This is a genomic window from Vibrio paracholerae, from assembly GCF_037672085.1.
Lineage (GTDB): Bacteria > Pseudomonadota > Gammaproteobacteria > Enterobacterales > Vibrionaceae > Vibrio > Vibrio cholerae.
The window spans coordinates 348,912-368,101 of record NZ_JBBHLM010000001.1 but is presented as its reverse complement, the minus strand read 5'-3'; the positions used below and the strand labels follow the sequence as shown (position 1 = coordinate 368,101).

Below are 19,190 nucleotides of genomic sequence, written 5' to 3'. Positions count from 1 at the left end.
TCAATTACGCATAAGTTGACTTAATTAACAGAATTAAGAGCTTATAACGCCCGCCTAAGGGGCTGGCAACGCATGCCACTAAACTCAAACACAACAGCCGAAACCACCGCGGCTCAATGGGACTGGAAACGCCACGCGTTGACAGTCCCTCTTGAGGCGTTTGTTATGCTTAAGCTTCAACACTTTACATTTGAACTAACTCAAGAATAACTCACTGAAATCATTAGCCAAACTCCGGGTTTCCTTGAATTAGAACTGGCTCAACTTTTACCTATGAACTGACCAATGCAGGCTTTCATTTAGCAACTAGGCCAATGTGGAAACCCTCTCCGACAAACCAACTCACCACGCATGGACACGACAACTCAATGAGGCAATGACACTGAAATTTACAACGACAGACACATTGCCATTTCATTAGGCAGCGCAAAGCAATGCTCAATTGCCGACAGACTTTAAGCCTGTAAGTAAAGGCACCAAACTGCTCAAAACGACTTGAGCCAGCAACATTCACCCCACGCAGACTCAACATTTCAATGAGGCAATAACACTGAATTTTCAGCACCAGATACATTGCCGCTTCATTAGGCAGCGACAAACAATATTGAATTGCCGACAAAACCAGAACGAAATACCAAAGGAATTGACAATCACAACCTGCTGATTTTTATGGATTAAGCATAACGCCCGCCTAAGGGGCTGGCAACGCAATACCACTAAACTCAAACACAACAACTGCAACCACCGCGGCTCATTGGGACTGGAAACGCCACGCGTTGACAGTCCCTCTTGAGGCGTTTGTTAGCTTCGTAGCCCATTGTTTACAAATGACTTTTTAAACAAATTTGCTTGAAATGTATTTTACGCAAATGCATCACACAAACACACGTCCAACGCCAAAAGCTGTGAAGTTGGCTGCCAAAACTTATAACGATCTAGGCTAAGTTGGCCACGGTTAAGAGTCCGCGACAAAGAAAACCAGATCACAGCGATTATGCAGCATTTGTGAAACCAAATTTGCCGTGTTGAATATCCGACAACATTGAAGCTTCGGGGCTTGTGGATTTTCAGCGACTTGATATCGCTGAGCTTTCAACACGTTCTACCAAATTAGCATCAGGAAAACTCGAAAGCCAAGTTGTGACATTTGAATGCTAAAAGCTGAGTTTTCAAAGCAATTAAACCCAGATTTTGATGATTTTCGCTTTAAGAAGCTAACGCCCGCCTAAGGGGCTGGCAACGCATTGCCACTAAACTCAAACACAACAACCGAAACCACCGCGGCTCAATGGGACTGGAAACGCCACGCGTTGACAGTCCCTCTTGAGGCGTTTGTTATACGATTTTCTTACCAAATTCATACAAATACTTAGCAAAATCTTCTCGTTTATCTGCCCATGATAAGCTCATGTGGTTGAGAAATTCTAATATATCATTTTCGGATTCAAGCTTAGACGCTAAAATTTGATATAAATAAAATAGAGAAATCCCTCGGCTAACTGTCTCACCATTTTTGTGTTCACCTATATCAGCAGCTCTCTGCATAATATATTCCTGATATTTATTAACACATTCATCTAGTTCTGAGAAATTATCAATTTTAAAGTAATCAAGATACTTAACATGTCGAGATGCGTTTTCTTTAGTCAATTCTATTAAGTCAACTTTTAATATTTTTGCTACTTTTCTATCTAGATCACTTATGAATTTATCTTTATTTATGTAATTAAGTACTGTAATAGTATCAATATCCACACTCTGAGGAGAGATCACAATAACGTCTTTTACATCTGTTTCGTAATTACTTAATTCATTTCTAATTTGAATAAATTGGTCATCCGCCAACTCCAATAAACCAGCAAGTTGAGAAAATTTACGACGCACAGGTTTAGGAATTTCAATTTTAGATTTATAACCAATATCATGCTCAATTTCAGCCCATGTATGTTGAAGTATTGATCTTATTTGAACTTCAAATTTTAACCCTGAAAATTTGCTATACTCAATCAATCCTGAACGGCTATCAGATAAACTAACAACATAATGTAATGATAGGTATCCAAATCGATCGGGATCTAAGCTTGCCCTTTTATCAATAGAGTTCTCTCTATCAACATTGAACTCTTGTTCAATTATGTTTGCAATTTTATCAACTTCATCAGAATAATGACTTATCAATCTGATACCAACAATATCAGTCAAATCTGATAGTGACTTATATTTTTCTTTTTTCTCAATTTTCTTTACTAAACTAAGACGGTCTTTAACTCTAGCACTGATCGAGTGAGGTGTGATTTCAGAAACACTCAACAAGCGAGAAATCAAAGACTCAACTGATGTTGAAAGCTGTGTATAAAGCCCTAGTTTCTCATCATATTCTTTTATTACTTGTTCTTTTGACAAGATGCAATCCTCACTTAAATCGTATAACGCCCGCCTAAGGGGCTGACAACGCATAACAACCAAACTCAAACACAACAACCGTAACCACCGCGGCTCAATGGGACTGGAAACGCAGCGCGTTGACAGTCCCTTTTGAGGCGTTTGTTAGCTCTCTGCTTGGCGAATAGGTTACTGAAATTGTTCACCATGATTTTCTAAAGTTGTGCTGCCACAGATAGCACAAACAACATATCTATCTGTTAATTCTAACGAAACGCCACCAGGTAAAGAGGCTGCCGAACTACTAAAAAATCCATCTAGAAATGCTTTGAACTGCTCTCTTTTGGACTTACCGTACTTTGATGGCTTTTGCTTCATCACTTCTTTATGTTCAGTGTTCTTCCCACACTTTTCACAAAACCTTGTGCTCATACTATCTCCTGAAATATTGCTAAAAAGAACTTCAAATCCAGCTTGGCTTTTTGGACTCTGCGATGAACTTTGAAAGAGAGCTAACGCCCGCCTAAGGGGCTGGCAACGCATAACACAAAACTCAAACGCAACAACTGCAACCACCGCGGCTCATTGGGACTGGAAACGCCACGCGTTGACAGTCCCTCTTGAGGCGTTTGTTAGCTTCGTAGCCCATTGTTTCAAAATGACTTTTAAACACCTTTTCTTGAAAGGCATTTTACGCAAAAGCATCACTCAAACACACGTCCAACGCCAAAAGCTGTGAAGTGAGCTGCCAAAACTCGCAGCGATCAAGGTTAAGTTTGCCACTTACCGAACTTCCTACAAAGAAAGCGCGATTTCAGCGACGATGCTGCTTTTTGTGAAAGCAAACTTTCAGTGCGGAGCATCCAACAACATTGAAGCATCAAAGCTTGATGGTTTTCAGCGACTTTGAAACTGCGGAACTTCCAACACTTTCTACCAAATCAGCATCTAGCAAAATTCAAATACCAAATTGTGCAATTTGAACACTAAAAGTTGATTTTTCAGAACAAGAAGTTGGGATTTTGATGATTTTAGCCTTTAAGAAGCTAACGCCCGCCTAAGGGGCTGACAACGCATTACCACTAAACTCAAACACACCAACCATAACCACCGCGGCTCATTGGGACTGGAAACGCCACGCGTTGACAGTCCCTCTTGAGGCGTTTGTTAGCCCGATGCCTAAAGTATGAATACCCGCTCGTGCTTGGTACGTAACGCTTTTAAACCTTTACAGGCCGATATTGTCAGGAAGCCCAACCTATATGTAACCGTACCATCGTAACGGTCACCTAAAGGTATCGTGCCTACTTTTTTAATAACAAAACGTTCCTTTTTAATCGCTTTAGAAGTTGATTCAAACTCAATGCAGCTATCCGCCATTACAGTTACAAGTAGCAGCGAATGGAAATAGCCGCCACCTCCGTAGTTAGAAACTAACTTCAAGATATGAACACCACTAAACGAACAACCAACATACTGGTAACTCAAATATTTATCGTCACTTTTATAGTCAACTACGGGAAAAGTGCCAGAAACATGCCGCGTATCAACTTTACCAAAATATCGATTACTCTGGTTGGCGTCAGAGATATTGATAGAAACAATTTGGTCGCCAACATCAGAAATCCAACCATTAAGATCATCTAATATCGCGGGTGATATGTAGTTATCAGAAACAAATGAATATTTGTAGTGCTGAAAATCACGTATTGGAGCCGCTCGTGATGAGAGAGATACAAATTTAGCACCAATGATGCCATGAACTTCGTCTCTAAAGAATGCAGCGAGACTAGCAACAAACACGACTGCAGGCTCTGGACTAGGCTCACTTATGAACCACAAAACGCTACCAATTATTGCTAGTATGCTTAACGTCCGAAATATCACTTTTTTCCTCTTGAGGGCTAACGCCCGCCTAAGGGGCTGACAACGCATTACCACTAAACTCAATCACAACAGACGAAACCACCGCGGCTCAATGGGACTGGAAACGCCACGCGTTGACAGTCCCTCTTGAGGCGTTTGTTAGCTTCGTAGCCCATTGTTTAACAATGACTTTTTAAACACATTTGCTTGAAATGCATTTTACGCAAAAGCATCACTCAAACACACATCCAACGCCAAAAGCTGTGAAGTGAGCTGCCAAAACTTGCAGCGTTCAAGGTTAAGTTGGCCACTTACTGCATTTCCGACAAAGAAGCACGATTTCAGCGACGATGTTGCTTTTTGTGAAACCAAGTTGACCGAATTGAACATTCAACGACTTTGAAGCATCGAGACTTGTTGACTTTCCGCGGCTTTGAAACTGCGGAACTTCCAACACTTTCTACCAAATCAGCATCTAGCAAAATTCAAATGCCAAATTGTGCAATTTGAAGACTAAAAGCTGATTTTTCAGAACAAGAAGTTGGGATTTTGATGATTTTAGCCTTTAAGAAGCTAACGCCCGCCTAAGGGGCTGGCAACGCATACCACTAAAATCAATCACAACAACCGAAACCACCGCGGCTCAATGGGACTGGAAACGCCACGCGTTGACAGTCCCTCTTGAGGCGTTTGTTATGCTTAAGCTTCAACACTTTACATTTGAACCAAACCAAGAATAACCCACTGAAATCATTCACCAAACTTCGACTTTCATTGAACTAGAACTGGCTCAACTTTTACCTATGAACTGACCAATGCAGGCTTTCATTTAGCAACTAGGCCAATGTGGAAACCCTCTCCGACAAACTCACTCACCACGCATGGGCGCGACAACTCAATGAGGCAATAACACTGAAATTTACAGCGACAGACACATTGCCGTTTCATTAGGCAGCGAAAAACAATATTCAATTGCCGACAGACTTTAAGCCTGTAAGTAAAGGCACCAAACTGCTCAAAACGACTTGAGCCAACAACACTAACCTCGCGCAGACTCAAAAACCTAGTGAGGCAATAACTCAGAATTTACAGCGCCAGACACATTGCAGCTTCATTAGGCAGCGACAAACAATATTGAATTGCCGACAAAACCTGAACGAAATGCCAAAGGAATCGACATTCACAACCTACTGATTTTATGGATTAAGCATAACGCCCGCCTAAGGGGCTGGCAACGCAAACCACTAAACTCAAACACAACAACCGAAACCACCGCGGCTCATTGGGACTGGAAACGCCACGCGTTGACAGTCCCTCTTGAGGCGTTTGTTATGTGTGTGTTTCTGATGCCCACCCTTCCATTTAAATGGGTAGCGAAAGGCATTTATGCCAAACAGCATTCGATAAAAAGCTATCATATACACAAGACTAAGATGCTTCATGTCGATATATTTCGACTCTGAACTCTAGCTAAACTATTGATTAGTATCTCTTGTTTTTCGCTATTTGTTGCACTACTCCAACAACATATCTCGTCAAGAGTCCTACCACAACCTATGCAGATGTCTTTGTCATCTAAACAACAATGACGAACACAAGGACTCTTATATGAACACGTTTTAATCGGTTCAGCTCTTTTAACGTTTTGATTTTCAGACATAGTGCACCTCACGTCTGAATTATAAGCGCAGAGCTGTGAAAATTTTTCAGAAAAACACATAACGCCCGCCTAAGGGGCTGGCAACGCATACCACTAAACCCAAACACAACAACTGCAACCACCGCGGCTCAATGGGACTGGAAACGCTACGCGTTGACAGTCCCTCTTGAGGCGTTTGTTATACAGGGATATTACTGATGTAGGACTTGATAAAATTACCAAACTGATGCGTTGAACCAAAATAATTTGGGTATGCTTTTTTTAACATACGTATATCAGGAGCTGATAACAATACAGACAATACGACACTTTCATTAAGCTCAGACTCATTCAGAGCTTTCAATGCAGTGTCACTTTGTTTTGAACTAAATCTTGTTATGGAAACTTTCATTTTCATAACTTTTTTTGCTTCATTTTCATAAGGATGTTTGTGACCATCTCGCATCATTTCAACCAAAAACATACAGTTACTATTTAACGCTTTCTTTGGTACTTGCGTTCCTGTTGTAAAGTTGATTGCTAATGAGTATTGAGCGAGCTTAGTCAGTACATGTAACTCAGTCTCAAGTTGTTTGAGTTCAAGGCATAATTTTTCTAGCTCATCTTGTGTAATGGTGCATAGCTGTTCATGATGAGCAACCAATTGTCCAGCCAAAGAAAAATAGCGCCGCCACTTTTCATGTCCATCGTGGCTAGTTTTCAATTCAATTCCCGTAAGAGTATCAATGATTTCTAAACTTGTTGCCCAAGAATGTTGTAGCTCTGTTCTTAGCTGTATTTCTACTTTTGCTTTGTTCCACGTATGATGTTCTTCTTGCCCTTCGTAGCAACTGTATATAAGGTGCAAACCACCATAACCACTTTCTTTTGGCTGCACTAGATAATCACGAGTTCGAATAATTTTGTGTACTGAACGGCTACTTTCAAGCCGTTTTTTAAGTTCAAAAAGCTGCTTAGTATTTTTAACTATTGCCCTACAACCAGCAATGTCTTGCATACTTGTAATTCGAATACTATTAGCACCTTGACCATCTAGCGTAGGCCTTTCAAGCTTATTGATAATTGTAGGTAAGCGTTTCAAACGTCTAGCTACAATTATTTTCTTATTAACCTTATTAGCAGTTCTAACTAGGTGATTCTTAAGTAACATCAACGGGTAAAGGTGAAACTCTCGGAAATTTTGGATTTTTGATATAGCAACGTTTCGTTCATCACCTTGAACCCCATGTCTTATGCTATCTGCAGCTCTTTCTATTTCACCTTTACTATATGCAAGTGGTTTTTTTTGATCTTTATACTGTTCGTTTGCCATACTTCACCAAAATCTAATATATCCGCATATACCTGTATAACGCCCGCCTAAGGGGCTGGCAACGCATAACACTAAACCCAATCACAACAACCGTAACCACCGCGGCTCAATGGGACTGGAAACGCCGCGCGTTGACAGTCCCTCTTGAGGCGTTTGTTATATGCGGTCATCATCGGAATATGCTTGCTCTACCAACTCACCGCTATTATTTATGAGAAAAAGGTACAGTTCCCCACTCAATTTATTTAAGTCCAATTGATCATTCTGTATCGATAGATTAATTCCTAGATTATTTATACTAACTTCAAGCATTCTCTTCCGCGCAAAATTTCCATTATTTCCATTGGAAAATGTTATAAATTGATGATCAATTAATGCCGAATCAACCTTGACCGAATTATAGATATGCACCATCAATGTCGAATAATCTTTAACTATTTTCATTCGGTCACCATTGATATTACAAGCCAACAATTCAACAGTTGAAATTTCTTTGGAAGTTATCATACTAAAATAACGCATAGTAACACTTTGAAGTTCAGAAATGGAGTTACTAAATAGTAACGATGTATCTTTACAAGCATTATGATAAGAAAAAACTGATAGAGCAGTATGACATTTAAGCATACGATCAATAGATTCTGTTTTTAATTCCATTAATAGCTCTTTTTTATGATGTAACTTCCATTCAGAAAAAACATTAAATGCAATTGCAAATGATAGCCCTGATAAAATAAAACCACCGAAGTTTAAGGTCAATGATAGTAAATCGAAAAATGACTTACTGGGAATACTTTCAAATTCAACAGTGACTCGATTAATACCAAACCAACTACCAATTATGATACCGATAGAAAATACCAACGTGCATATTATTTTTTGTTTCATATATTACCCATACGCGCATACGCATATAACGCCCGCCTAAGGGGCTGGCAACGCACACCACAAAACTCAAACACAACAACCGAAACCACCGCGGCTCATTGGGACTGGAAACGCCGCGCGTTGACAGTCCCTCTTGAGGCGTTTGTTATGCTTAAGTTTCAACACTGTACATTTGAAACAACTCAAAAATAAACCATTGAAATAATTAGCCAAACCATAGAGTTTCTTAAATTGGAACTGAATCAAACTTTACCTGCGAACTAACCAATGCAGAGCTTCATCCTACAAATTAGCCAATGTGGAAACCCTCTCCGACAAACCCAGTCATCACACATGGGCACAACAACTCAATGAGGCAATGACACTGAAATTTACAGCGACAGACACATTGCCGTTTCATTAGGTAGCGAAAAACAATGCTCAATTGCCGACTTACTTTCAGCCTGTAAGTAAAGGCACCAAACTGCTCAAAACGACTTGAGCCAACAACACTAACCTCGCGCAGACTCAACAACACAATGAGGCAATCACCGCGATTTTTCAGCGCCAGATACACTGCCGCTTCATTAGGCAGCGACAAACAATATTGAATTGCCGACAAAACCTGAACGAAATGCCAAAGGAATCGACAATCACAACCTGCTGATTTTTATGGATTAAGCATAACGCCCGCCTAAGGGGCTGGCAACGCATTAACACTAAACTCAAACACAACAACCGAAACCACCGCGGCTCAATGGGACTGGAAACGCCACGCGTTGGCAGTCCCTTTGAGGCGCTTGTTAGCTTCGTAGCCTATTGTTTTACAATGGTTTTTATCACATTTGCTTGAAAGTAATTTTACGGAAAAGCATCGAACAAACACACGTCCAACACAAAAAGCTGTGAAGTAAGTAGCCAAAACTTAAAACGATCAAGGCTAAATTGGCCACGATTAAAAGTCCGGGACAAAGAAAGCCAGATCACAGCGATGATGCAGCCTTTGTGAAACCAAACTTTCCGTGTGGAGCATCCAACAAAATGGAAGCATCGAGGTTTGTTAGCTTACGGCGGCTTTGAAACTGCTGAAATTTCAATACGCTCTACCAAATCAACATCAGGCAAAACTCAAAAGCTAAATTGTGCAACTTGAACGCTAAAAGCTGAATCTTCAGAATAATTAAACCCAGACTTTGATGAATTTTGCTTCAAGAAGCTAACGCCCGCCTAAGGGGCTGACAACGCATAACACTAAACTCAAACACAGCAACCGTAACCACCGCGGCTCATTGGGACTGGAAACGCTACGCGTTGACAGTCCCTCTTGAGGCGTTTGTTATGCTTAAGCTTCAACACTTTACATTTGAACCAACTCAAGAATAACCCACTGAAATCATTGACCAAACTTCGAATTTTCTTGAATTAGAACTGGCTCAACTTTTACCTATGAACTGACCAATGCAGGCTTTCATTTAGCGACTAGGCCAATGTGGAAACCCTCTCCGACAAACTCACTCACCACGCATGGGCGCAATAACTCAATGAGGCAATCACGCTGAAACGTACAGCGATAAACACATTGCCGTTTCATTAGGCAGCGAAAAACAATGCTCAATTGCCGACTGACTTTCAGCCAGCAAGTAAAGGCACCAAACTGCTCAAAGCGACTTGAGCCAACAATACTAACCTCGCGCAGACTCAAAAACCTAATGAGGCAATAACTCAGAATTTACAGCGCCAGACACATTGCAGCTTCATTAGGCAGCGACAAACAATATTGAATTGCCGACAAAACCTGAACGAAATGCCAAAGGAATCGACATTCACAACCTACTGATTTTATGGATTAAGCATAACGCCCGCCTAAGGGGCTGGCAACGCACACCACAAAACTCAAACACAACAACTGTAACCACCGCGGCTCAATGGGACTGGAAACGCCACGCGTTGACAGTCCCTCTTGAGGCGTTTGTTATGCGTAAATTCTAGCCATTTAACTGCCATGACTCTGAGCCTTTACAGTCATGTTGATTAATCAACGCTTGCTCTACTTGATTAATGTCCTCGCCTTCATTGATGTTGGCAAGAAAGTAAAGTTTTATCACATAATTCTTGTCCACAGCATCAGCTAATGCTTTATGGACTACACGATAGCTGTTTGGGTTTGATTTCCGATATGGTTTCCCCGCGATCAAACGAGCCACATTCCGTTTGTAATGCTTCAGCGGTCGTTTAGCTCCATTTTTTGCTTTACCCACATACCGCCCAACAAGAACGTCAGTTTTATCGTAGATTTCCCACATATAAATCAACGCCTTATCTGGATTGACACCTTGAGATATAACATCAAAATTCATACTAACCTTTTAAAATTTAGGAAAATTATTTAGTTAGCCACTTTACGCATAACGCCCGCCTAAGGGGCTGGCAACGCATACCACTAAACTTAAACACAACAACTGCAACCACCGCGGCTCAATGGGACTGGAAACGCCACGCGTTGACAGTCCCTCTTGAGGCGTTTGTTAGTTTCGTAGCCCATTGTTTAACAATGATTTTTAAACACATTTTCTTGAAAGTCATTTTACGCAAAAGCATCAAGCAAACACACGTCCAACACCAAAAGCTGTGAAGTTGGCAGCCAAAACTCAAAGCATTCAAGGTTAAGTAGGCCACGGTTAAGAGCCCGCGACAAAGAAAGCACACTTTCAGCGATGATGAAGCCATTTGTGAAACCAAACTTTGAGTGTTGAGCATCCAACAACATTGAAGCTTCGAGGCTTGTTGGTTTTCAGCGACTTTGAAACTACTGAACTTTCAACGCTTTCTACCAAATTAGAATCAAGCAAAACTCAAAAGCCAAATTGTGCAACTTGAACGCTAAAAGCTGATTTGTCAGAACGTTGAACCTGATCTTTTGATGATTTTTCTAGATAGAAACTAACGCCCGCCTAAGGGGCTGGCAACGCATTACCACTAAACTCGAACACAACAACCATAACCACTGCGGCTCAATGGGACTGGAAACGCCACGCGTTGACAGTCCCTCTTGAGGCGTTTGTTATGTACGTGCGCTTTGTTCCAGCGAAACAAACAACGGCTTTACAAACTTTGCTTCTTCTTGATAACGATTTCTCGTATCCCAAAGATCAACTGCATGTTGAATGTTAAGCCAAAATTCTGGTGTGTTTCCTAATGCCGCTGCTAACTTGATTGCTACCGGAGCTGTTAACACACCGCCATTAATCAAATTACTCACCGTATTTCTGTGAACGCCCATCGCTTCAGCGAGCGCTTTTGATGTGATGCCCATTGGTTCAAGAAATTCAACTTTTAACATTTCCCCAACGCTAACTGGACGACGTTTTGTCTTACGCATAGTCGTGACCTCAATACTTATGTGGGTCTAAGTAAGTATTTAGTGCAACACCATCAACCCACTGAAAAATCAAACGATACTGTTTGTTCACTCGAATTGAACACCAACCTTTAAGATTTCCTTCAAGATGTTCAAAACGATTACCCGGTGGAATTCTTAAGTCTGATTCAGCTTGGGCTGCATCTAAGATTTCCAGCTTCCGAAATAGAGCATTCTCTATACTACTTGGAATTAAACGATGTCGTTTATCATCCTCATAAAACTGCTCTAACCACTTATCTTTAAACTCTAATGCCATTGCAATTTGCACTGTCTCATTGTGCATCCATGGAGCAAGACTAACGCATAATAACACTGTGCACAAGTTTGATTTGTAGGAGGGATTTCAGGAAAGTACATAACGCCCGCTTAAGGGGCTGACAACGCGACTACCAAGTTTCCGCATAACACCGTAACCACAAAAACCAACGCATAATAAAAATGCCGCGCGTTGGAAGTCCCTCTTGAAGCGTTTGTTATGTTTAAGCTTCAATGACTTACGTTTTAACAAAACCGAGATTAACTCAGCATTGACTCACAAACAAAAGGCAAAACCTAAGAAACTGAATTGACTCATAACTTTTGAAAAGCAGACTTGGGCTTTTAACATTTCAAGCTTTGACAACTAGAAACTTAAAGCCGATTTCTGATTGAGCCAACCGCCCTAACCTCGCGCTTGCCCGAACATCAACCGAGGCAACTCTCTGAATTTCAGCGCCCAAGAATGGATGTCCGGAAAACAGCACCAAATAGATCCTCACCCTTTAGCAATGAGCTACCAACAGTAGTGTTATTAAAATATCTGTCCCGATTAATTTGTGATTCTGATTCTATTGAAAATCAAGCATCTTCAATGATCACGGGTATATGTTACCTAAACAAGGATCCGAAAAAACCTAGCACGAAAAATCCTATACGTGTGGAAAAACATATAGCTGTAAAAAGAAAACTCAAAGACAACGCTGTACTACGTCTCGCATTTTTTTCAACGGGTTCGAAGTAGGTTTCACCTTGCTTAAACCCTTGACTTTTCATACAGATAAGATAAGTGAAGCAAGCAGATAGCAACCAACTAACTGTGTAGGGAAGCACAAAGCCTTGCTCGGTAACCATTCCCACACTTAAGCATATCAACATATAAATGCCATGAATGAAAATACCAATCAATGAAGAGGTCAGTATAAACGGCCAAATAACCCCATCTTTTTTGTTACCACCATAGTTATAATTGTGCACATGCTGACACCAAAAGAACACACGTACAATATCCCTCATGCCTGTAACTAGCTTACTTCTCATTGTCTAGCAACCTCCTCATACCTTCTTGAACCTTATAAACTCCACCTGAAATATTAAATGCTGTCCAACCTACATTTACAACTACACCTGCGTATGGAACAGACTTACCTCTGCAAACCAAAACCATAGGTTAACAAACTGAATTAACGAATAAATTTGATCGAACTTGCATTGAGTCTTAACGTGAGAAACGAAAGCTGAAGCTCTAACTTTAAAATTGAGCAAGCTGCACTCGCCTCACCCAAACACTGCATTTCAATGGGGTATCTCTCTGAATTTTGGCGCTCACGAATTAGAGTCCAGCAAACAACGATCACTGAAGTTAACTTGCCGATAAGAGAAAAGCTGGAAGGCTTCGTGAACAAAAAAATGATGCAACCAACTGATTTTACGTAATTAAACATAACGCCCGCCTAAGGGGCTGGCAACGCATGCCACGAAACTCAAACACAACAACTGCAACCACCGCGGCTCAATGGGACTGGAAACGCCACGCGTTGACAGTCCCTCTTGAGGCGTTTGTTAGCTTCGTAGCCTATTGTTTCCAAATAACTTTTAAACACCTTTGCTTGAAAGTGATTTTACTCAAAAGCATCAAGCAAACACACGTCCAATACCAAAAGCTGTGAAGTTGGCTGCCAAAACTCAAAACGCTCAAGGCTAATTTGACCACGGTTAAGAGTCCACGACAAAGAAAACCAGATCACAGCGATGATGCAGCTTTTTGTGAAATTAAGCTGACCGCGCTGAACGTCCAACAACATTGAAGCATCGAAGCTTGTTAGTTTTCAGCGACTTTGAACCTGCTGAGCATTCAACACTTTCTTCCAAATCGGCATCAGAAAAACTCGAAAGCCAAGTTGTGAAATTTGAATGCTAAAAGCTGAGTTTTCAAAGCAATTAAACCCAGATTTTGATTAGTTTCGCTTTAAGAAGCTAACGCCCGCCTAAGGGGCTGGCAACGCATTACACCAAACTCAAAAACAACAGCCGTAACCACCGCGGCTCAATGGGACTGGAAACGCCACGCGTTGACAGTCCCTCTTGAGGCGTTTGTTAGGTGCGGGACCATAAACTCAAAAGCTCGCCAAAATTGACGAGCCTCTGTGCTAGATTCTGCTTTTCAGTTCAGTATAAATATTCTCTAGAATATGAAATTCATCTTCCGTCCAACAACGAGCTATTGATACCCAGTAATCACCCGTTTCATCTGTACCTTTAAACTCTACTTTCAACTCATACTTTCTCATCGAAACCAAAGCCAAAATCAGAGCAATTATGAGCGCAAAAAAACCAAACTCAGGTACAAAAGCCCAAGTCGCTGCTGACAGTAAAATGGCGTATGTTGTCACTTTAACCACGTTATCTTTGAAGCCAAGACGCTTCAGTTCAATACTCTTGATTTTACTTAAGTGATAACTCTCTTTTTTCACTTTCAGCTCAGATGCGGTTACTTGAAAATCATTAGCCGTGTAGGGTTTACGAAACCGAATAGCATTTACTAGCAACTGTACTTTCTCGTTACTTTTTTCCACCTTTATTCTCCATGTTATTAAAGGTTAGCAAAAACTAATGTAATCATGGTGTTAAAGGTTATTTTCAAAACGACTTATACATAATCAAGAGAAATGCATCAACAAAAATAAAGCCAAACTGTGAATACTACACACCTAACGCCGCATTAAGGGGCAGGCAACGCAAACAACTAAACTCAAACTAGCCAGCCGTAACCTCAAATGCCAACCAAACCAAAACTGCCAAGCGTTGACTGTCCCTCTTGAATGCTTTGTTATGTAACTTTGCTAACTATTTCAAAGCATTACAAAGAACAGCATTACCAAATACCGTTTAACTTACATGAAAAGTTAGCAGTAACCCAGTAGAATTTGCGTGGCAACGACGAAACTGCGAGCCCTAGTTCAAAGAAAAAAATGACTGCCACTAAACTTATCGCAAACCCACTTTACCATTAAGAAAAAACGGAAAACTCGAAGAACAAAGAAGCCGAAAGCTAAATCAACATGCACAAAACCCACTCAGAGAAAATCGACATTGAAATTAGATCAATCATAAAAAACATCTACTTTTCAATGCATTGTGGTCTTTTTTCTTTACAGTTACATAACGCCCGCCTAAGGGGCTGGCAACGCACTACCACTAAACTCAAACACAACAGCCGAAACCACTTCGGCTCAATGGGACTGGAAACGCCACGCGTTGACAGTCCCTCTTGAGGCGTTTGTTATGCTTAAGCTTCAACACTTTACATTTGAACCAACTCAAGAATAACTCACTGAAATTATTGACCAAACTTCGAATTATCTTGAATTAGAACTGGCTCAACTTTTACCTATGAACTAACCAATGCAGGCTTTCATTTAGTAACCAGGCCAATGTGGAAACCCTCTCCGACAAACTCACTCACCACGCATGGGCACAACAACTCAATGAGGCAATGACACTGAAATTTACAGCGACAGACAGATTGCCGTTTCATTAGGCAGCGAAAAACAATGCCTAATTGCTGACAAACTTTAAGCCCATAAGTAAAGGCACCAAACTGCTCAAAGCGACTTGAGCCAACAATACTAACCTCACGCAGACTCAACAACACAATGAGGCAATCACTGCGATTTTTCAGCGCCAGATACATTGCCACTTCATTAGGCAGCGAAAAACAATATTGAATTGCCGACAAAACATGAACGAAATGCCAAAGGAATCGACAACGGCAAACTACTGATTTTTATGGATTAAGCATAACGCCCGCTTAAGGGGCAGCCAACGCTACTACCAAGCTTCCGCATAACACCGTAAACACACAAACCAACGCATAGTAAAAATGCTGCGCGTTGGCTGTCCCTCTTGAAGCGTTTGTTATGCCCGTGCTAATGCTTGGTCAAAAAACTTACCGACGTATTCACGCTGCTCATCTAGGCTTTTGAGTTTTTTTGCCCATCCTAAGTGCTCTGTAACGAATTCTAGTTGCTTATTATCAGTATGATACGCGATCGTGGCGTTGCCCAACGTATATAAATTAACCAAGTCGATTACAACAGATTCCGGTAAGCTTTTATATAACTGAGCCATTCGACTATCGGCTGAGTATATAAGAGCTTTAGTAGGGCTAACTGCCAAAAATAAAAGTACGTTCTCAAGGAAATGTCCCCACCGCCCTGTCGGGTAGTTAGAGCATATAAACTGATCAGTTTTCAGTGTAATTTCAATAAAATCACTTCGAACCAAGCCATCAGCAAATGGCTCTTCCAATAATGCTAATTCTTCATTCTGTACTAATGCAGATAAAGCTACCTTACCAACATCTTGTGTTGTCCCAAAATAGTCGAATACATCGTCAATAGCCTCATCTGAATATATTCCTTGCTGATTAAAGCGTTCTTTAATTTCAGATAAGCTTATGTTCATTATGTCTACAACATCAGGGTGCCTAGCCTCAAGACAAACGATATAACGAGCAAGTTTTAACTGTTTCTCATTGCTCCAGTCAGATATAACTGTATTTCGAGCCAGCTCAATTAACCCAGCGCCATCATCATCTATATAAGGGTTGATTATGGTAGTCTCGATCTCAAAACCACCATCATGGAAAGCGATATGATAAAGGTCTTTTTGGGAAGCAGAACGCTTGATCGATGCTTCCTTTACTTCACCTAACTTAGTGTAAGGGTTAACCCTATAACTATAGATCTTCCCTTCGGAAGATTGCCATGCCTTCAAAAAGTGCTGAGGGACATAGTGATGATTTCTTGGGGTATTCATAGTTAACCTTCCTACTTTCAATTACATCTACCGTAAAAGGGCATAACGCCCGCCTAAGGGGCTGGCAACGCATAACACCAAACTCAAACACAACAACCGAAACCACCGCGGCTCAATGGGACTGGAAACGCCACGCGTTGGCAGTCCCTTTGAGGCGTTTGTTATAGCGGTGCTTTTAGTTGCCCGTGGACATATGATGTGTTGCACATAGCTTATTGCCTGCAGGATCTCGTAAATAAGCTAAATACATTTTTCTTTGTCCACTCGTTCTGATACCCGGAGGATCTTCACAAGCAACTCCACCATTTGCTAAACCGGCTGCATGCCATGCTTCTACTAACTCTCGGCTACTAACTTTAAAGCCAATTGTCATCCCATTACCATGCGTCGCAGGTTCACCATTTACTGGTTTAGTAATACCAAGCACACCGTCTTGGTTTATGTAGAGACAGCGGCCTTTAGCGTCAATAACACCCGCCGGATAACCTAACACCGACAATATGGCATCATAGAAAACCTTTGACTTTTCAATATCATTTGAGCCGATCATGATGTGACTAAACATACTTGTTCCTTTTGTTGAGCAAAGTCGGAATTTACTCTGAGGCATCGATTGAGCAATGTCTAGGTTGAAATGTGAGATAAGCTATAACGCCCGCCTAAGGGGCTGGCAACGCACTACCACTAAACTCAAACACAACAATCGAAACCACCTCGGCTCAATGGGACTGGAAACGCCACGCGTTGACAGTCCCTCTTGAGGCGTTTGTTATGTGTGTGTTGCTGATACCCACCATTCCATTTAAAGGGGTAGCGAAAGGCATTTATGCCAAACAGCATTCGATAAAAAACCATCATATACACAAGGCCAAGATGCTTCATGTCGATATATTTCGGCTCTGAACTCTAGCTAAGCTATTGATTAATATCTCTTGTTTTTCGCTATTTGTTGCACTACTCCAACGACATATCTCGTCAAGAGTCCTACCACAACCTATGCAGATGTCTTTGTCATCTAAACAACAATGACGAACACAAGGACTCTTATATGAACACGTTTCAATCGGTTCAGCTCTTTTAACGTTTTGATTTTCAGACACAGTGCACCTCACGTCTGAATTATAAGCGCAGAGCTGTGAAAATTTTTCAGAAAAACACATAACGCCCGCCTAAGGGGCTGGCAACGCACTACCACTAAACTCAAACACAACAACTGCAACCACCGCGGCTCAATGGGACTGGAAACGCTACGCGTTGACAGTCCCTCTTGAGGCGTTTGTTATGTGTGTGTTTCTGATACCCACACTTCCATTTAAAGAGGTAGCGAAAGGCATTTATGCCAAACAGCATTCGATAAAAACCATCACATACACAAGACTAAGATGCTTCATGTCGATATATTTCGGCTCTGAACTCTAGCTAAACTATTGATTAGTATCTCTTGTTTTTCGCTATTTGTTTCACCACTCCAACGACATACCTCGTCAAGAGTCCTACCACAACCTATGCAGATTGTCTTTATCATCTAAACAACAATGACGAACACAAGGACTCTTATATGAACACGTTTCAATCGGTTCAGCTCTTTTAACGTTTTGATTTTCAGACATAGTGCACCTCACGTCCGAATTATAAGCGCAGAGCTGTGAAAACTTTCCAGAAAAACACATAACGCCCGCCTAAGGGGCTGGCAACGCATAACACTAAACTCAACACAACAACTGCAACCACCGCGGCTCAATGGGACTGGAAATGCCACGCGTTGACAGTCCCTCTTGAGGCGTTTGTTATATTTTTAATGACTACAATTTTACTTCTACTCTATTTCCGGTGTCAGGCATCATAAACACCATTTTCTTTGAATTATTATCGTAGTTAAGTTTCACTTCATCCTCAAAACGCCAGCGTCCCCAATTTTGAGTATCATTCATCCAACCTGCCCATACCATTCTCCCTCCAGATACATCACACACATAACTCCAAGAAGTTTTATCTGATGCTCGCACATAGCGGACATAAATCAGCCCATCAGAATTTTTGTAATTATCAATTATACTTACTGGCTTCCCGAACATTTCTCCTATGTATGCCTTACAAAGTGTAACTTTTTCAGAAGTTACTAGCTGCTTTTCTGGCTCACCTCTTAGAATTACTGCTAGAAATAAAATACCAAAACCAGCGAGGATAACATTCGACTTAGATTTATTGACTAGAGGCAACTCCAGATTCTTTGGTTGATTACCAAATTCAATGAATGACTTGTAACATGAATCATATGTTTTCTGACTCATTGTTGAGATAAAACTTTTTCCGTCCGCTAATGAAAACTCAACAAAATGTTCTTTTTTAGTAACCTCTAACTTCTTTAATTCTGTTATTTCAGAAAAAGGAATATGCTTTATTTTATAAAATCCAGTTTTAATTAAATCTTTCTCCAGCTGCCATATCTCACCGGAAAAGTCCCCTTTTATTATATTGATGTTTTTCATTTTAACTCCTAACCAAAATAAAAATATAACGCCCGCCTAAGGGGCTGACAACGCATTACCACTAAACTCAAACACAACAGCCGAAACCACCGCGGCTCATTGGGACTGGAAACGCCA

24 protein-coding genes and 4 pseudogenes are annotated in these 19,190 nt (G+C 41.0%); all 28 read right to left on the bottom strand.

The genetic code is table 11. The features are described 5' to 3' along the window. Positions 1-295 precede the first annotated feature (295 nt). The 28 genes and pseudogenes from R4537_RS01685 to R4537_RS01550 all read right to left on the bottom strand — a co-directional run bounded on the left by R4537_RS01685 (position 296) and on the right by R4537_RS01550 (position 19,073). Complete coding sequence (locus tag R4537_RS01685; protein WP_148537625.1) at positions 296-619, bottom strand: DUF3709 domain-containing protein; 324 nt, start codon at positions 617-619, stop codon at positions 296-298. A 202-nt stretch (positions 620-821) separates the two neighbouring features. Beyond that, positions 822-935 (bottom strand): cell shape-determining protein MreC, encoded by a 114-nt coding sequence (locus tag R4537_RS01680; RefSeq protein ID WP_230611254.1) that lies wholly within the window; start codon positions 933-935, stop codon positions 822-824. After that, positions 925-987, bottom strand: a pseudogene (locus R4537_RS01675) (DUF645 family protein); the annotation flags it as partial. The gene R4537_RS01680 and the pseudogene R4537_RS01675, both read right to left, overlap by 11 nt. A gap of 348 nt (positions 988-1,335) precedes the next feature. Then, positions 1,336-2,403: a GTP pyrophosphokinase gene (locus tag R4537_RS01670; protein WP_170831662.1), complete on the bottom strand. Its 1,068-nt coding sequence runs from the start codon at positions 2,401-2,403 to the stop codon at positions 1,336-1,338. A gap of 168 nt (positions 2,404-2,571) precedes the next feature. Next, entirely contained in the window at positions 2,572-2,814 is a 243-nt protein-coding gene (locus R4537_RS01665) for a hypothetical protein (protein ID WP_000107462.1), read from the bottom strand. Positions 2,815-3,073: 259 nt separating this feature from the next. Continuing rightward, positions 3,074-3,124 (bottom strand): annotated as a pseudogene (locus tag R4537_RS01660) (DUF645 family protein); the annotation flags it as partial. A 437-nt stretch (positions 3,125-3,561) separates the two neighbouring features. Then, positions 3,562-4,224 (bottom strand): hypothetical protein, encoded by a 663-nt coding sequence (locus R4537_RS01655; protein ID WP_338952979.1) that lies wholly within the window; start codon positions 4,222-4,224, stop codon positions 3,562-3,564. 243 nt (positions 4,225-4,467) lie between these two features. Next, positions 4,468-4,638 (bottom strand): DUF645 family protein, encoded by a 171-nt coding sequence (locus R4537_RS01650; protein WP_000483444.1) that lies wholly within the window; start codon positions 4,636-4,638, stop codon positions 4,468-4,470. Between the two features lie 435 nt (positions 4,639-5,073). Beyond that, entirely contained in the window at positions 5,074-5,334 is a 261-nt protein-coding gene (locus R4537_RS01645) for a DUF3709 domain-containing protein (protein ID WP_248344628.1), read from the bottom strand. A gap of 352 nt (positions 5,335-5,686) precedes the next feature. Then, the gene (locus tag R4537_RS01640) at positions 5,687-5,968 is read right to left on the bottom strand and encodes a DUF1289 domain-containing protein (protein WP_080483472.1); all 282 of its coding nucleotides are present in this window, start codon (positions 5,966-5,968) and stop codon (positions 5,687-5,689) included. A 118-nt stretch (positions 5,969-6,086) separates the two neighbouring features. Beyond that, positions 6,087-7,220, bottom strand: a complete 1,134-nt coding sequence (locus tag R4537_RS01635) for a RelA/SpoT domain-containing protein (RefSeq protein ID WP_071179052.1) — start codon at positions 7,218-7,220, stop codon at positions 6,087-6,089. Between the two features lie 156 nt (positions 7,221-7,376). Then, a complete protein-coding gene (locus R4537_RS01630) occupies positions 7,377-8,108 on the bottom strand; it encodes a hypothetical protein (protein ID WP_071179051.1) in 732 nt (243 codons plus the stop codon). Between the two features lie 289 nt (positions 8,109-8,397). Beyond that, a complete protein-coding gene (locus R4537_RS01625) occupies positions 8,398-8,664 on the bottom strand; it encodes a DUF3709 domain-containing protein (protein ID WP_181725189.1) in 267 nt (88 codons plus the stop codon). A 284-nt stretch (positions 8,665-8,948) separates the two neighbouring features. Next, positions 8,949-9,130: pseudogene (locus R4537_RS01620) on the bottom strand (DUF645 family protein). Positions 9,131-9,555: 425 nt separating this feature from the next. After that, entirely contained in the window at positions 9,556-9,789 is a 234-nt protein-coding gene (locus R4537_RS01615) for a DUF3709 domain-containing protein (RefSeq protein WP_002023451.1), read from the bottom strand. A gap of 283 nt (positions 9,790-10,072) precedes the next feature. Then, complete coding sequence (locus R4537_RS01610) at positions 10,073-10,444, bottom strand: GIY-YIG domain-containing protein (RefSeq protein WP_057552189.1); 372 nt, start codon at positions 10,442-10,444, stop codon at positions 10,073-10,075. Positions 10,445-10,671: 227 nt separating this feature from the next. Further along, on the bottom strand, positions 10,672-10,854 hold the full coding sequence (locus R4537_RS01605) for a DUF645 family protein (RefSeq protein WP_148495037.1): 183 nt from the start codon (positions 10,852-10,854) through the stop codon (positions 10,672-10,674). A gap of 294 nt (positions 10,855-11,148) precedes the next feature. Next, complete coding sequence (locus tag R4537_RS01600) at positions 11,149-11,466, bottom strand: HigA family addiction module antitoxin (RefSeq protein WP_001232701.1); 318 nt, start codon at positions 11,464-11,466, stop codon at positions 11,149-11,151. A 10-nt stretch (positions 11,467-11,476) separates the two neighbouring features. Then, entirely contained in the window at positions 11,477-11,764 is a 288-nt protein-coding gene (locus R4537_RS01595) for a type II toxin-antitoxin system RelE/ParE family toxin (RefSeq protein ID WP_001162670.1), read from the bottom strand. A gap of 611 nt (positions 11,765-12,375) precedes the next feature. Continuing rightward, positions 12,376-12,804 carry a hypothetical protein gene (locus R4537_RS01590; protein ID WP_001256772.1) on the bottom strand — a complete coding sequence of 143 codons (429 nt, stop codon included), beginning with the start codon at positions 12,802-12,804 and terminating at the stop codon, positions 12,376-12,378. A gap of 581 nt (positions 12,805-13,385) precedes the next feature. Continuing rightward, positions 13,386-13,568: a DUF645 family protein gene (locus tag R4537_RS01585; protein WP_071178893.1), complete on the bottom strand. Its 183-nt coding sequence runs from the start codon at positions 13,566-13,568 to the stop codon at positions 13,386-13,388. Positions 13,569-13,913: 345 nt separating this feature from the next. Beyond that, positions 13,914-14,339: a hypothetical protein gene (locus R4537_RS01580; RefSeq protein WP_071178894.1), complete on the bottom strand. Its 426-nt coding sequence runs from the start codon at positions 14,337-14,339 to the stop codon at positions 13,914-13,916. 839 nt (positions 14,340-15,178) lie between these two features. Continuing rightward, the gene (locus R4537_RS01575; RefSeq protein ID WP_071178225.1) at positions 15,179-15,457 is read right to left on the bottom strand and encodes a DUF3709 domain-containing protein; all 279 of its coding nucleotides are present in this window, start codon (positions 15,455-15,457) and stop codon (positions 15,179-15,181) included. Between the two features lie 224 nt (positions 15,458-15,681). Next, positions 15,682-16,584, bottom strand: coding sequence for a DUF4238 domain-containing protein (locus R4537_RS01570; protein WP_071179055.1), 903 nt, complete (start codon positions 16,582-16,584; stop codon positions 15,682-15,684). 175 nt (positions 16,585-16,759) lie between these two features. Next, on the bottom strand, positions 16,760-17,149 hold the full coding sequence (locus R4537_RS01565; protein ID WP_071179054.1) for a VOC family protein: 390 nt from the start codon (positions 17,147-17,149) through the stop codon (positions 16,760-16,762). Between the two features lie 313 nt (positions 17,150-17,462). Further along, positions 17,463-17,744: a DUF1289 domain-containing protein gene (locus tag R4537_RS01560; protein WP_080483474.1), complete on the bottom strand. Its 282-nt coding sequence runs from the start codon at positions 17,742-17,744 to the stop codon at positions 17,463-17,465. A gap of 227 nt (positions 17,745-17,971) precedes the next feature. Further along, positions 17,972-18,254: pseudogene (locus R4537_RS01555) on the bottom strand (DUF1289 domain-containing protein). Positions 18,255-18,386: 132 nt separating this feature from the next. Further along, a complete protein-coding gene (locus R4537_RS01550; RefSeq protein WP_071178880.1) occupies positions 18,387-19,073 on the bottom strand; it encodes a hypothetical protein in 687 nt (228 codons plus the stop codon). Positions 19,074-19,190: the final 117 nt, after the last annotated feature.

Excerpts from the sequence above, each read along its gene's own strand:
- R4537_RS01610 (WP_057552189.1), bottom strand. The coding sequence starts at position 10,444 with ATGAATTTTGATGTTATATCTCAAGGTGTCAATCCAGATAAGGCGTTG.
- R4537_RS01590 (WP_001256772.1), bottom strand. The coding sequence starts at position 12,804 with ATGAGAAGTAAGCTAGTTACAGGCATGAGGGATATTGTACGTGTGTTC.
- R4537_RS01565 (WP_071179054.1), bottom strand. The coding sequence starts at position 17,149 with ATGTTTAGTCACATCATGATCGGCTCAAATGATATTGAAAAGTCAAAG.
- R4537_RS01650 (WP_000483444.1), bottom strand. The coding sequence starts at position 4,638 with ATGTTCAATTCGGTCAACTTGGTTTCACAAAAAGCAACATCGTCGCTG.
- R4537_RS01605 (WP_148495037.1), bottom strand. The coding sequence starts at position 10,854 with ATGTTGTTGGATGCTCAACACTCAAAGTTTGGTTTCACAAATGGCTTC.
- R4537_RS01600 (WP_001232701.1), bottom strand. The coding sequence starts at position 11,466 with ATGCGTAAGACAAAACGTCGTCCAGTTAGCGTTGGGGAAATGTTAAAA.
- R4537_RS01640 (WP_080483472.1), bottom strand. The coding sequence starts at position 5,968 with ATGTGTTTTTCTGAAAAATTTTCACAGCTCTGCGCTTATAATTCAGAC.
- R4537_RS01575 (WP_071178225.1), bottom strand. The coding sequence starts at position 15,457 with ATGTATCTGGCGCTGAAAAATCGCAGTGATTGCCTCATTGTGTTGTTG.
- R4537_RS01630 (WP_071179051.1), bottom strand. The coding sequence starts at position 8,108 with ATGAAACAAAAAATAATATGCACGTTGGTATTTTCTATCGGTATCATA.
- R4537_RS01550 (WP_071178880.1), bottom strand. The coding sequence starts at position 19,073 with ATGAAAAACATCAATATAATAAAAGGGGACTTTTCCGGTGAGATATGG.
- R4537_RS01665 (WP_000107462.1), bottom strand. The coding sequence starts at position 2,814 with ATGAGCACAAGGTTTTGTGAAAAGTGTGGGAAGAACACTGAACATAAA.
- R4537_RS01560 (WP_080483474.1), bottom strand. The coding sequence starts at position 17,744 with ATGTGTTTTTCTGAAAAATTTTCACAGCTCTGCGCTTATAATTCAGAC.
- R4537_RS01585 (WP_071178893.1), bottom strand. The coding sequence starts at position 13,568 with ATGTTGTTGGACGTTCAGCGCGGTCAGCTTAATTTCACAAAAAGCTGC.
- R4537_RS01570 (WP_071179055.1), bottom strand. The coding sequence starts at position 16,584 with ATGAATACCCCAAGAAATCATCACTATGTCCCTCAGCACTTTTTGAAG.
- R4537_RS01595 (WP_001162670.1), bottom strand. The coding sequence starts at position 11,764 with ATGGCATTAGAGTTTAAAGATAAGTGGTTAGAGCAGTTTTATGAGGAT.
- R4537_RS01635 (WP_071179052.1), bottom strand. The coding sequence starts at position 7,220 with ATGGCAAACGAACAGTATAAAGATCAAAAAAAACCACTTGCATATAGT.